Raw genomic sequence first — 12,949 nt, 5'->3', positions numbered from 1 at the left:
CCAAGTGCACGTTACTGGCGTGGCGGAGAAGCTGAGTGTTGTGGAGAACATGAAATACTTCTCTTCAAGACCCAAAGAGAGTCAAATTGCGGCCATTGCCAGTAAGCAGAGTAGCCGTATTTCGGCACGCGGCATCCTAGAAGGTAAATACCTAGAGCTAAAAAAGAAGTTCGAAAAGGGTGAAATTCCGGTGCCCAGCTTTTGGGGTGGTTACCGCATTCGCCCAGAGAGCATCGAGTTTTGGCAGGGGGGTGAGCATCGTCTGCATGATCGTTTCTTGTTTTCGAAACAGCAAGACAATTGGCTGGTGGATCGTTTAGCGCCGTAGCCGTCTACACAAAACATTCAGTGTAAGAGACACAAAAAATGCCACAATTGTGGCATTTTTTATTGCTACTCGAGCTCAACAGACTTGGCTTCAGCGTTAGTTAATGTCTCGCACCACTCGAAAGCCGACATAGTTGGTGGCGGTAGAGTCGGACAAATAAAGCTGCTGATGAGCGGCGGACATATCCGGAGCAAAGTTCCAAGCGCCACCCTTAGCGATGTGACGAGCGCTGTTTGTCCACTGCCATACGTTGCCCACAGCGTCATACAAACCGAGTGGGTTAGGCTTAAAGGCGCTGACTGGTGACGTGCTCTTGTTTGCCCAAGGGGTGCCACTCCAGCCGGTATTCGCTTGACCGGGAACAAACTTATCTCCCCACCAGTAACGATCTTGACTGCCTGCTCTCGCGGCCACTTCCCACTCTTCTTCGGTTGGCAAGCGGTACAGAGCGCCAGTTTGCTTAGTTAACCAGCGGGCGTATGCATTGGCATCATTCTGGCTGACACACACTACAGGTGAGTTCGCGTATTGCTTGAACCCTGGGTTACGCCAGTAGCTGTTGGCAACTGGGGTGACTTCACCATTGACGATGGCGGTGCAGGTATTTTGCAATTCAGCATCGGTTTGATAGTTGGTCTGCTCCACAAAAGAAGAGAACTGAGTCACGGTAACAGGCGTCGCGCCAATCCCGAAAGCATGATCAAGGTGCGCTTGATAAGACGCGTGTTCACCAATGAAGTAGCGCCCCGGCAAAATGGTGATCATTTCTGGCGCTCGAGAGCTACCGGGCAAGCTCTCTTGAACGGGGACGTTAAGCTGCACGTCTTTTTCATTGCGCTTGGCGATAATGGGTTCAGTCAGGTTGTCGAATAGTTTCGCTTTAAAGGTTTTCACCGCTTTTTTCTTGGGCAGATTAATGAAATATGCAAGCAAAGAATCCCCATATCGAAATAAGAAAAGGGATAGAAGTGACATGAGCCGTAATTTATGTGCGCTTGATCATTCTTCCGATAAAGAAATAACCCTCTGTTCTTGTCGGTAATGATCAGTGTGTTGATGATATTTTCACCATTTGTATGATCAATGAGCGACGGGCTCGGTGGATTTCGTGTTCGTCAAACTTTGTTATACCATGATCGAGATCACCGGATAGGCGCAAGAATTAGCTGATGAATAGAGCAAAATCTCAATCCCAAGACACTCAACCTGCCAAAGTTTTGTCGCCTAGGCCGGCGGAGTTGATCACCCTGCCTTCTTATATGACCTGCCATGACCACAGTTATACGCAAGTCGTTATTGGTCTGAAAGGCAAGGCGGAGTTTGAGGTTAATGGCTATGGGAACTACGTGGGGCCAGGGCAGGGTTGCGTCGTCACCTCAGGGTCTGATCATGCGTTTGGTGGCGTGGTAGAACAATCGGATATCTTGGTCCTTAACATGCCAATGCCGACGTCAGACGACCCTTTGATGCTCAATAAAATCAACGATCTGAGTCAAAAAGACACCTATTTCCAACTCGATAGCCAAATTCAAAAGTTGATTCAGATGCTAGTGTGTGAAATGCAATCGAGCCCTAATGATTTGTTGCTTAGCCGCGCCTGCAACGATACGGTGGTGGCTTTATTGCAAAGACACATGTCTGCCTTTGAGACGATTCGCAAGGAGTCACGCTTTGATCTTGAGTCTATTGACCGCTATATCGACCGGCATCTCAGTCAGAAGATCTCCGTGGCTCAGTTAGCGGGTAGCGTGTTTCTTGGTGAAAGCCAGTTTCATAACCTCTTTAAAGAACAAATGGGGATCACCCCACATCAGTATGTGCTAGGTAAACGTATCGATATGGCCAAGCAACTGATTCAACAAGGTCAGCTCTCTCTTGGTCAAGTTGCGGAGCTCACTGGCTTCTCTGGTCAAAGCACCTTCACTCACACCTTTACCCGGCTGCAAGGCCTCTCTCCATCGCAATACAAGAAACAATTCGGTTAAAAAAGAAAACAGTTCCGACACTTTGTTTTGCTGATTTGAGTGTGATTCTGTTTTTGTTTTGTTAAAAAACGTAGAATTCAGCAAAAAGCTCGGAGTTTTTGACAAGTATTCCACTCAAGCTCAAAATACACTGCTTGCCATTGTGATCAACAAATTCAAAGCATTCTCCGCTTTGAGCCGTTTCCGACAGACGTCGGGTGTGAGATTGAGGAAAACGCATGTTTACAGCAACGGATGTGTTAAACGCCGAGTTTGTTCAGCAACCGCTAGACAAACTTTGGTCGTTGATCTCGCCACTTTACATGGTGGACGAGTCGCAATGGTTAGAACAACTACTTCCATTGGCCACGCCAACAGAAGACGAAAAACAAGCCACACTAGAAAAAACAACGCAGCTTATTAAAGCTATTCGCGCAGACAAAAAAGCCATTCAAATGATTGATGCGCTGCTGCTTGAATACAGTCTAGATACCCAAGAAGGGATCTTATTGATGTGTCTGGCAGAGGCGTTAATGCGCATCCCAGATGCGGCCACCGCCGATGCGCTCATCCGCGATAAGCTCAGTGTCGCCGATTGGAAATCTCACTTAAAACACTCAGATTCTGTTTTTGTCAACGCGTCTACTTGGGGCTTAATGCTTACAGGTAAAGTTGTTGGGTTGTCTGAACCACAAGCGCAAAGCCCAGTCAGTGCGGTAAATCGATTGGTCAATAAGCTTTCTGAGCCTGTGATTCGCAAGGCGATGCATCAGGCGATGAAGGTGATGGGGCACCAGTTTGTTTTGGGACGCACCATCGCTGAGGCGCAAAAGAATGGCCGCAGCATGCGCGACAAAGGTTACACCTATTCATACGATATGCTCGGCGAAGCGGCACTGACGACCAGTGACGCTCACAAATATTTCAAAGATTACTTGATGGCGATCGAAGCCGTTGGCAGCGATCACTACGGATTGAAGACCAGCCCAGCGCCATCGGTCTCTATCAAACTGTCCGCGCTTCATCCACGCTATGAAGTGGCGAACGAAGAGCGCGTGCTTAGCGAGCTGTATGAGACTGTGATGCAGCTTCTGTCACGCGCTGTTGAACTTGATGTGGCGATCACTATTGATGCCGAAGAGGCCGATAGACTTGAGCTGTCACTGAAATTGTTCGAGAAAATCTACCGCACGGATTTGGTGAAAGGTTGGGGCAAGTTTGGTCTTGTGGTGCAAGCATACTCCAAACGCGCGTTGCCTGTATTGGTTTGGTTGACGGGTTTATCGGCACAAGTTGGAGCAATGATTCCGGTGCGTTTAGTCAAAGGCGCCTATTGGGATAGCGAGATCAAGTGGTCTCAGCAGGCGGGCTATAACAACTATCCGGTCTACACACGCAAAGAAGCGACCGATGTGGCGTATCTTGCGTGCGCGCGATTCTTACTCAGCGAATCGGTGCGTGGTCGACTTTTCCCTCAGTTTGCCAGCCATAACGCGCAGACAGTCAGTGCCATTGCAGTGATGGCGCCGCACAAAGAATTTGAGTTTCAGCGCTTGCATGGGATGGGGGATGCTCTGTATCACCACGCGATGGCGAGCTACCAACAATCAGTGCGCATTTACGCGCCTGTGGGCAGTCACAAAGACTTGTTACCGTATTTGGTTAGACGCTTGTTGGAAAATGGCGCCAACAGCTCTTTTGTCCATCGTCTGGTCGATGCGCGATGCCCGATTGACTCTTTGACACAACACCCGGTCGATATGCTGCTCGCTTTTGACAGCTTCGACAATAAGAGCATTCCTCTGCCGCCCGCGATTTTCCCGGAGCGCAAAAACTCGTTTGGGATCAATATTGACATTGAAAGTGAAGCACTGGGTTTTGAGCAGCAAGTTGAGCAATTCTTAGCTCACCAATGGTTTGCAGGGCCGATTATCAATGGTCGAGTGCCAAGCGAAAGCATGATCAAGGAAAGTGGCCAGTCTGTACCAGTCACGGCCCCTTATGATCGTCGCATCGAAGTCGGTCATGTACTGTATGCCAACCTTGATCATGTTTCCGAAGCGATTGATGTTGCGGCGCAGCATGTTTCATCATGGCGCGCCACTCCTGCAAGTGAGCGAGCACAATCCTTGGAGACGTTGGCGGATCTGTTAGAAACCCACATGGCTGAACTGGTGGCGCTGTGTCATCAAGAAGCGGGTAAGACTATTCATGACAGTATTGATGAAGTCCGCGAGGCGGTCGATTTCTGTCGCTACTACGCCAAGCAAGTTCATGAGCTAGCGCCAATGACCACTACATCACTAAGTGGTGAGCCTCAAACGGTAGAACGAGTAGGCCGAGGTGTCTTTGTGTGCATCAGCCCTTGGAACTTCCCGTTGGCGATTTTTCTTGGTCAGGTTACCGCTGCGCTTGTTGCCGGAAATACCGTTGTCGCCAAACCGGCTGAACAAACCAGTTTAATTGCGGCGCGTGCCGTTGAGTTGATGCTTAAAGCTGGCTTCCCGGCTGGTGTTATCCAACTTGTGCCTGGGCTTGGCAGCGATATCGGTCACGCGTTGACATCACATGAAGCGATTACCGGTGTTGCCTTTACGGGCTCGACTGCGACGGCGCAACGCATCAATCAAACGTTGGCGGAGCGCGATGTTGACCCGGTACCGTTTATTGCGGAGACCGGTGGACAGAACGCGATGATTGTCGACAGCACCGCCTTGCCTGAGCAGGTGGTGCGCGATGTGATTCGCTCGGCGTTTGCCTCTGCGGGGCAACGTTGCAGTGCGCTGCGAGTTTTGTATGTCCAAGAAGACATTGCCGATCGCATCGTCAATCTGATTCAAGGTGCGATGCAAGAGCTGCGCGTTGCGGCGCCCTATCTACATTCAACGGACGTGGGACCGGTGATCGATGGCAAAGCCAAAGCGAAACTCAATCAACACATTGATACCATGACGCGGACACAAACGCTTGTCGCCCAGTTGACGTTGGATGAGACCCATCAGTATGGCGATTTTGTTGCTCCGACTGCGTTTGAGATTGACTCCATTGATATGCTCAGTGAAGAACAGTTCGGCCCAATTTTGCACATCGTGCGCTTTAAAGCCCGTGAGCTAGTGCAAGTGGTAGAGAAAATAAACCAGACCGGTTTTGGTTTGACGATGGGCATTCACAGCCGCAACGAAACGACCTACCGCTGGATCGAAAAGCACGCTCGGGTGGGGAACTGCTACATCAACCGCGATCAAGTTGGCGCAGTCGTTGGGGTTCAACCATTCGGCGGCCAAGGTTTATCGGGCACTGGCCCTAAAGCTGGCGGCCCACACTACTTGTATCGTTTTACCGAGCCACACTACACGCAGGCCGTTCAATCATCAGAGGCAGGAGAATTATCATGATTCATCAAGTGACACGTTATACCGATGCTCTCTCTGCGTTTGAGAATTGGAATCTGACCGATTTTGCCTCTAAGAAAGAGGATGTCTCCTCACTGATTGAAGCGATGGGCAAGGCTAAAAACCACAGTGAAGACGCAGATTGGAACGCTGGGCTGAACGTCATGCGTTTTCAACTTGCGCGTGCGACATCACTGTTGGCGCATTGCCATGAGTTGTCAGGCCCAACCGGAGAGACTAACGAGCTCTACACTGCAGGTCGCGGTGTGACGGTTCTTATTCAGGAAGAAAAATCTGCGCAAGCGAAGTGGTCTGTGCTTGCGCAACTGACGACGGCGTTGCTCGCGGGCAATAGCGTCATCTTTTGCAGCGATGACGACACACTGTGCACCGCGTTGGAAGACGCCAGCACGCACTCATCACTGCCTACTCATGTGCTGCAGGTCGCCCCATTAGAGGCGCACCCGCAGCTATTGGAATCCGATATACGCTGTATCGGTTATGTCGGTCAAACGCAGGCGCTCGTTCGCCTCAACCGACAACTTGCGAAACGTTCTGGCGCGATTGTCAGTTTGGTTTCGGAGACGGATCTATCCGCGCTGCCTGTGGCGCAGGATCCGCATTTGGCGCTGAGGTTTATTACCGAGCGTACTAGAACGATAAACATAACTGCTGTTGGTGGTAACGCTACCTTGCTCGAGCTCGGTAGCGAAAGCCACTAAACCTAAATGCGACATCCTCTTCCAAGGAAGAGGATGTTTAGGGAAAGCGAATTCTAAAAGAGGACAATATAGATGGAAAATAGCTTTGCTATTACAACAACGTTCATCGCCTATCTGATCATGATGCTGGCGATTGGCGTGATTGCGTATCAGCGAACGAAAAATTCGTCGGATTACTTTTTGGGCGGTCGCTCGCTTGGCCCTTGGCCGGCGGCGCTATCGGCTGGGGCATCCGACATGAGTGGCTGGTTGCTGCTGGGTTTGCCAGGCTATGCCTACGCAGCCGGTATTGAAGCATTTTGGTTGGCCGGTGGTCTTCTTGTCGGGACATGGCTCAACTGGCTAATCAACGCCAAACGCCTACGCACCTACTCGATTACAACCGATTCTCTAACGCTACCTGAGTTCTTGTCACGTCGTTTTAATGACAACTCAAAATTGATTCAGGTGATTTCCGCATTTTTCATTCTGCTGTTCTTCCTTTTCTATACCAGCTCTGGCTTGGTCGCGGGCGGAAAACTGTTTGAAACCGTGTTTGGTTTGGATTACACCATGGCGGTGATCATCGGTACGGTGTGTGTGGTCTCTTACACATTATTTGGTGGCTTCCTAGCGGTCTCTTGGACGGATCTGGTTCAGGGGCTGTTGATGGCGGCTGCGTTAATGATCGTTCCCGTTGTGGCGATGGAGGGTGGCTTCTCTGATGTTGCTGCTCAGCTCAATAGCATCAACCCGGAACTCCTGACACTGTGGAATGACTCCAAAGGCGAGCCACTCTCTGCTATCGCGATCATTTCGCTTGTGGCATGGGGCTTGGGCTACTTTGGTCAGCCACACATTTTGGCGCGTTTTAAAGCATCTCGCAGCAACAAGGACCTGACGACGGCACGCCGTATCGCGGTGATCTGGACAGGCTTATCTATGGCTGGCGCGCTTTTGGTGGGGATGGTCGGGCTTATTTACGTGACCAATACCGGTGGAAATGTGGATGATGGCGAAACCATCTTCATGTTGTTGGTTAACGCCATATTCCATCCAGTGATTGCCGGTATCCTACTGGCCGCGATTCTTGCGGCGATCATGAGTACAGCGGACTCTCAGTTACTTGTGTCTTCATCCGCGCTAGCGGAGGATTTCTACAAACAAGTGTTTAAGAAAGATGCCAGCTCTGAAGAGATTGTGATGGTTGGACGCGTTGCGGTTGTCGGTATTTCGATTGTCGCCCTCGTACTGGCGATGACACCCGACAGCTCTGTACTGGGTTTGGTCTCTTACGCATGGGCAGGCTTTGGTGCTGCATTTGGCCCAGCTTTAGTATTGAGCTTGTACTGGTCGCGCATGAATCGTAATGGCGCGTTGGCGGGTATCATTGTCGGCGGTGTGACAATCGTGGTTTGGAAGCAATTGTCTGGCGGTTGGTTCGATGTGTATGAAATCGTTCCAGGAATTGTGTTTTCTACCCTATCGATCGTGATGGTGAGTCTATTGAGCGCAGAGCCTGAAGAGTCAGTAAAAGCACAATTTGCTGACTATGAGAAACAGCTGCAAACCCTTGATTAATCAATCATCACTCTAGTGTCTAAAGCCCTGTTCGCAGGGCTTTAGACATTTTCCAGTCTATTATTTGTACACAGCTCACATTTTTTAAACTAAAGTTTGAGAACTCGGAACTCTGTCATTAAAACTATGTCGATTAAATGGAACGCATAGAAAAGGAGAGAGGACAATGCCACAAATGTACTGCCATTGCTGCGATAAGGTAACAGCGCACAAAGCGGTGATGAAACGATGTGATGAAAACCATGATTCCGTCGTAAAAAGTTTGGCGTGTTTTTTCTCTACTCTTTTTAAAGGCGCACACTACGTGAAAATGGAGCAACAAAGCTTCTGTCGCGTCTGCAACACCCAAGCGACCCATGTCCCTTCGAATCGAGATTTCGACCACGCAAAAGCGGCGTAAGACTCAGACTTTATTTATGTTCGTTGTATAATCCAGCTCGATTGGAATCAAAGCGAGACTGGAGACGCAATGGAATTAGACCGAATAGACAAAGAAATACTGCGCGCCTTAAACATTAAGGGTCGATTGCCCATTGTTGAATTGGCGAAGCAGGTGAATCTCACTACCTCTCCTTGTTCCGATCGTGTGAAACGCCTTGAGAAAGAAGGCTATATCAAAGGCTATCATGCCGAACTCAACCCAGAAAAGTTGGGCCTAGATGTCCAGGTTTTCATCCATATTCGTCTTGATCAAACCAGTTTCTCTATTTTTGATAAATTTGCCCAAGCCGTGGCCGATATTCCGGAAATCGAAGAGTGTTACTCCTTGTCTGGCGACTTTGACACCATGATCAAAGTACGAGTGAAAGACATGAAGGCTTATCAGAGTTTCATGTCGAGTAAGATGGGGACATTACCGGGTGTGATTCAAACCCGCAGTGAAGTGGTGATTGAAGAGCACAAAACCAGCTTTGGCATCAATCCAGATCTTATCGCGAAATTGTAAACGGGGCGCTTGAAGCGCCCCGTTTTTCCTTAAGCCCGTTTTTCCTTAAGATAGTACTGTGCTTAGCCGTCATTACGTTCGGAAAGCTTCTCCAATCCTAGTACCAACCCAACGGCACAAAGCATGAGCACAATCGCCAACAGCCACTGTGAGGACTGGGCAGTTAACGCTTCAAATTCAAACGGTGAAAGGTTGTGCTGCACCAAGGGTACTTGTTCGCCCTTCGAGTTCACTCGCCAACTGATGGTCTCTTTCCATGGCCAGATTTTCGGCAGTGTACCGAGCATAAGGCCGGTCAGAAAGACCAAAGTGAAGTCCCGAAAACGTCGCAATAGCCAAGATAACAGATGTGAAAAGCTCAATATCCCGACCACACACCCAGTGAGAAACAGCGCTAGGATAGGCAGATCGAAAGCTTTGACCGCGCCGAGTACTGGCGCGTACATGCCAAGAAGTAGCAGGATGAAGCTGCCGGAAATACCGGGCAGAATCATCGCACAGATGGCGATGGTGCCCGCTAAGAACACGTTGAGGTGGGTTGGTTCAAGCTGCAAGGGCTGTAACACTGTGATGCTGTAGGCAAACCCTACGCCAAACGCGAGAAAAACCAGTCGATTGAGCGATCTATGTTGCACCTGCTTAAGCATGTGTACCACTGACACTAAGATTAAACCAAAGAAGAACGACCAGAGTGGGATAGGGTGATAGGTTAACAGCCAAGAGATCACTTTGGCTAAGGTGGCGATGCTGGTAAATACCCCAGCAAACAAGCTGATGAGGAAAAGGCCATTGATATGAGAAAACGCCGCGGCGATGCCTTCACGCTTCACCACACCGATTAGACTTGGGTTAATACGTCGAATGCTTTCGAGTAGAGTGTCATAGATGCCGGTGATAAAGGCAATAGTGCCGCCAGAGACGCCCGGGACGACATCCGCGGCGCCCATCGCTAACCCTTTTAAAAATGTAGAAAAATAGCTCATTGTTTATGGTCACTTATTCTGTGTGGCGAGAGTATAACGCCTAAGGCGTTGGAGTTAAATTATCGCGCTATGTATAGCGCTGACTATGTGGAAAAAACATCAATAGCCACCATTGATAAAATTAAATATAAGAGATCAGTTTCTTATTGAAATGCACATTGTTTGCATTATGCAATTGCACTTTGCAAAAATGCAATCAAAGCCTGACAAGAAGTGCGATACAACAGGCTAAAACGACCAATATAAACTTGGCATGCATCATGCATTTATATTATTGACCCTTCTTAAGCCGAGGGTCACCTAGCCAACTGACGTTGTTAGTGAATGAATTTTGTTCACAATACATATAAGCCAAGCGCACGATTGCGGTTGGCTCTTTTTTTGCCTTTTTTCCGGAAAAACTCGACAAATCCCCACTTTTTTCTCCATAATGGCCGCTTTTATTGCACAAAGACGGTAGTTTTTACGACCGATTGTCAGTCGATATCGTCTTTATCCAGTTGTTTCACTAGAGGAAAAGTACCCACGTCATTAAGGAAGATGGCATAGCAACGTCAAAGAGGTGATATGAATCCAATAATCTCCGTTGGGCCATTAGAGTCGTTCTTAGTCGCAATCAGTGTGTTGTTTCTCGGCCAGTTTATCAATGCTCGTCTTCCTATCTTGCAGCGTTTTAATATCCCTGAACCCATTGTAGGCGGGCTTGTGGTGGCGCTCATCATTACCGTGCTGCATTTCAACCACGTCGATGTGACCTTCTCTTTACCGCTGCAAAAAATCTTCATGTTGATGTTTTTTGCCACCGTCGGCCTAGCGGCCAACTATACCCAATTGATGAAAGGTGGGGCGAAGGTCTTTTTGTTTCTTGCGATCGCCTCATTTTACATCGTGATTCAAAATGGCGTAGGCATCTCTTTGGCCACCGCGCTTGGTCTTGATCCTCTTATGGGGCTTATCGCCGGTTCGATAACCTTGTCGGGTGGACATGGCACAGGGGCGGCTTGGTCGCAAACCTTCTCCGAAAGCTTTGGACTACCGAACACTTTAGAAATCGCGATGGCGTCAGCAACGTTTGGTTTGATCATTGGTGGCATTATTGGCAGTCCTGTGGCTCAGAAGCTGATTAATAAACACCAGGTTGAATCTCAATATGGCTGTGGCGGCCACACACACGAGAAGTTTCCTGATCTTGTCACCTATAACGAGTACGAAGAGGACAAGGTCAACGCGAAAAAAGTGGTGGAAGTGCTCTTTATCTTACTGCTTTGTGTGACGGGGGCTAAATACCTAGAGCAGTGGGTCAGCGAGTTGGCGATCTCTTGGTTGATGATTCCCGATTTTGTTTATGCGTTGTTTATCGGTGTGTTTATCACCAATATTCTCGAAGTCACCAAAACTCACAAAGTGGACACCGAAACCGTCGATATCCTAGGGACTGTATCGTTGTCGCTGTTTTTGGCGATGGCGCTGATGAGCTTAAAGTTGTGGAACATCTTTGATTTGGCGCTGCCGTTTTTGCTGATTTTAGCCGTGCAATCGGTGATTCTCGGCCTGTTTGCTTATTTCGTGACGTTCAAGGTGATGGGAGCAAACTACGATGCGGCAGTGATTGCTGGCGGCCATTGTGGTTTTGGGCTCGGCGCGACCCCAACCGCTGTCATGAATATGGGCTCGTTGGTCAATAAATTTGGCCCATCCCCTCAGGCCTTTATGGTTGTGCCGATTGTTGGCGCGTTTTTTATCGATATTGTCAATTTGGTCATTCTGCAAGGCTATATCAGTTTTATCCGTTAGTGGAATGAGCCTATAAAAAAGACCCAGCCGTGTTATAACGCTGGGTCTTTTTTAATTGTTTTATCTCAAGGTGAGCTTGGTGCCGTCGAACTTCAGTTTACCGAGCAGGTTTTTCGCGTTTTCTGCCCCTAATTCAGTAAAGGCAACACCATATCGAGAGTAATGGTGTGATCGCTGAAGATTGCAGATCTTGCCAAACAAAGGCTGAAATTCAACCCCTTTACCACTTTGCACCATCACATTTAGAGAGACTTCTTCTCCGACTTGGAATGAACGGCTCAGTGGCGCGGTAATGAATCGGCAACCGCCTTTGGAGAGATCGCGAATTTCACCGTCCAGCCGATGGGACTGTGCAATCACTTTGACCGCGAGGTTGACATCGTAGCGTGGCTCTTTTCGAAGTTGGGTGACCTCCATGGTCTGTGGTATGGAAAGCGCAACCATAGGCACAGGGGACACCATGACGTGCAGGAGTTGGGAGCGGAAGTGGATCAGCGCTCCTTCGCCACGGGGTGAAATGGCTCTCACTGTCGCCCAAAATCCTTCTTGGAAGAAATAGTCAAGGTCATCGTCGGAGACCTTGGGTAACTCGGCTAACACATAGTTATCAGAGTGCGAACCGATGAACGCGGTTTTACAGCGAAATGTCGTGCCCACTGGAGTCGTGATGCCGATGGTTAATTCTCCACCATGCTCAACCATGGCTAGAGCGTCCGAGCTCTTAATTATGGATTTATTTTTGTCTTTGATTTTCGAACCCGAATGTCGTTGTTGTTTTAACACTGCCTGAGATGTCATCTAGCCTCCTGCTTGCCGCTTTTTAGTTGTTTTTGCGGTCAGCATCATATTTTTTCGAAAATCATGTCAGAATGTTTCCGAGAGTCTTAGATTTTATTCACGCTTGAAGGATTGTTCAAACATCTATTTGCGGTAAAATTATGAGCCAAGTAGCATTTTTAAGAGTAATTATGCAGGAAAAACTGATTTTCGATGAGTCGAACTGTCAAATTCGTGTTCACCTTGAAGGGGAAGAGTACGCGCTAGTTCGTTACCATAAAGTGGCAGACGTCTATCACATTACGTCAACGAAAGTGCCTGACGCGCTGCAAGGGCGAGGTTATGGCAAGGTTATGATGGAAGCGATCCTTCCCCTGTTTGAGGAGCGAAAGCTAAAAATTCACCCAGTCTGCAGCTACGTTGTCCACTACCTTGAGCGTCACCCTGAGTGGCAACATTTAGTGGCGTGAGATGTTAATCGGT

General features: G+C 48.7%; 10 protein-coding genes and 3 pseudogenes. 10 read left to right on the top strand and 3 right to left on the bottom strand.

Annotation, left to right across the window (positions count from 1 at the left end; genetic code table 11):
• Positions 1-328, top strand: a 328-nt coding sequence (locus tag AC6R03_RS06445) for a pyridoxal 5'-phosphate synthase (protein ID WP_500653649.1), incomplete at its 5' end; no start/stop codon positions are given.
• A 96-nt stretch (positions 329-424) separates the two neighbouring features.
• On the opposite strand, the pseudogene AC6R03_RS06440 reads toward AC6R03_RS06445, so the two are convergent.
• Positions 425-1,099: pseudogene (locus tag AC6R03_RS06440) on the bottom strand (SUMF1/EgtB/PvdO family nonheme iron enzyme); the annotation flags it as partial.
• 398 nt (positions 1,100-1,497) lie between these two features.
• Here AC6R03_RS06440 and AC6R03_RS06435 point away from each other — a divergent pair.
• From AC6R03_RS06435 to AC6R03_RS06405, 7 genes and pseudogenes are all read left to right on the top strand, one after another.
• On the top strand, positions 1,498-2,313 hold the full coding sequence (locus AC6R03_RS06435; protein ID WP_500630219.1) for a helix-turn-helix domain-containing protein: 816 nt from the start codon (positions 1,498-1,500) through the stop codon (positions 2,311-2,313).
• 218 nt (positions 2,314-2,531) lie between these two features.
• Positions 2,532-5,687, top strand: coding sequence for a bifunctional proline dehydrogenase/L-glutamate gamma-semialdehyde dehydrogenase PutA (gene putA / locus AC6R03_RS06430; protein ID WP_500630218.1), 3,156 nt, complete (start codon positions 2,532-2,534; stop codon positions 5,685-5,687).
• A pseudogene (locus AC6R03_RS06425) lies at positions 5,684-5,768 on the top strand (1-pyrroline-5-carboxylate dehydrogenase); the annotation flags it as partial. The gene putA and the pseudogene AC6R03_RS06425, both read left to right, overlap by 4 nt.
• A gap of 101 nt (positions 5,769-5,869) precedes the next feature.
• Positions 5,870-6,406 (top strand): annotated as a pseudogene (locus AC6R03_RS06420) (1-pyrroline-5-carboxylate dehydrogenase); the annotation flags it as partial.
• 72 nt (positions 6,407-6,478) lie between these two features.
• On the top strand, positions 6,479-7,966 hold the full coding sequence (gene putP, locus AC6R03_RS06415; RefSeq protein WP_487902934.1) for a sodium/proline symporter PutP: 1,488 nt from the start codon (positions 6,479-6,481) through the stop codon (positions 7,964-7,966).
• A 166-nt stretch (positions 7,967-8,132) separates the two neighbouring features.
• A complete protein-coding gene (locus tag AC6R03_RS06410) occupies positions 8,133-8,366 on the top strand; it encodes a hypothetical protein (RefSeq protein ID WP_334552808.1) in 234 nt (77 codons plus the stop codon).
• A gap of 69 nt (positions 8,367-8,435) precedes the next feature.
• Positions 8,436-8,912, top strand: coding sequence for an Lrp/AsnC family transcriptional regulator (locus AC6R03_RS06405; protein WP_334552806.1), 477 nt, complete (start codon positions 8,436-8,438; stop codon positions 8,910-8,912).
• Positions 8,913-8,974: 62 nt separating this feature from the next.
• Here the strand turns inward: AC6R03_RS06405 and AC6R03_RS06400 are convergent, their stop codons facing one another.
• The gene (locus AC6R03_RS06400; RefSeq protein WP_500630217.1) at positions 8,975-9,895 is read right to left on the bottom strand and encodes a polyprenyl-phosphate transporter; all 921 of its coding nucleotides are present in this window, start codon (positions 9,893-9,895) and stop codon (positions 8,975-8,977) included.
• Between the two features lie 567 nt (positions 9,896-10,462).
• On the opposite strand from AC6R03_RS06400, the gene gltS reads away from it, so the two are divergent.
• Positions 10,463-11,689 carry a sodium/glutamate symporter gene (gene gltS / locus AC6R03_RS06395; RefSeq protein WP_500630216.1) on the top strand — a complete coding sequence of 409 codons (1,227 nt, stop codon included), beginning with the start codon at positions 10,463-10,465 and terminating at the stop codon, positions 11,687-11,689.
• Between the two features lie 60 nt (positions 11,690-11,749).
• Here the strand turns inward: gltS and AC6R03_RS06390 are convergent, their stop codons facing one another.
• Positions 11,750-12,487, bottom strand: a complete 738-nt coding sequence (locus AC6R03_RS06390) for a flagellar brake protein (protein ID WP_500626801.1) — start codon at positions 12,485-12,487, stop codon at positions 11,750-11,752.
• A 170-nt stretch (positions 12,488-12,657) separates the two neighbouring features.
• On the opposite strand from AC6R03_RS06390, the gene AC6R03_RS06385 reads away from it, so the two are divergent.
• The gene (locus AC6R03_RS06385; protein ID WP_500630215.1) at positions 12,658-12,936 is read left to right on the top strand and encodes a GNAT family N-acetyltransferase; all 279 of its coding nucleotides are present in this window, start codon (positions 12,658-12,660) and stop codon (positions 12,934-12,936) included.
• Positions 12,937-12,949: the final 13 nt, after the last annotated feature.

This window comes from Vibrio sp. R10-SG-ISO4 (assembly GCF_059834135.1).
The sequence above is the reverse complement of the archived record's forward strand: the minus strand, read 5'-3'. Positions and strand labels throughout refer to the sequence as shown.

Coding starts and splice junctions, on each gene's coding strand:
- AC6R03_RS06435 (WP_500630219.1), top strand. CDS start 1,498: ATGAATAGAGCAAAATCTCAATCCCAAGACACTCAACCTGCCAAAGTT.
- putA (WP_500630218.1), top strand. CDS start 2,532: ATGTTTACAGCAACGGATGTGTTAAACGCCGAGTTTGTTCAGCAACCG.
- putP (WP_487902934.1), top strand. CDS start 6,479: ATGGAAAATAGCTTTGCTATTACAACAACGTTCATCGCCTATCTGATC.
- AC6R03_RS06410 (WP_334552808.1), top strand. CDS start 8,133: ATGCCACAAATGTACTGCCATTGCTGCGATAAGGTAACAGCGCACAAA.
- AC6R03_RS06405 (WP_334552806.1), top strand. CDS start 8,436: ATGGAATTAGACCGAATAGACAAAGAAATACTGCGCGCCTTAAACATT.
- AC6R03_RS06400 (WP_500630217.1), bottom strand. CDS start 9,895: ATGAGCTATTTTTCTACATTTTTAAAAGGGTTAGCGATGGGCGCCGCG.
- gltS (WP_500630216.1), top strand. CDS start 10,463: ATGAATCCAATAATCTCCGTTGGGCCATTAGAGTCGTTCTTAGTCGCA.
- AC6R03_RS06390 (WP_500626801.1), bottom strand. CDS start 12,487: ATGACATCTCAGGCAGTGTTAAAACAACAACGACATTCGGGTTCGAAA.
- AC6R03_RS06385 (WP_500630215.1), top strand. CDS start 12,658: ATGCAGGAAAAACTGATTTTCGATGAGTCGAACTGTCAAATTCGTGTT.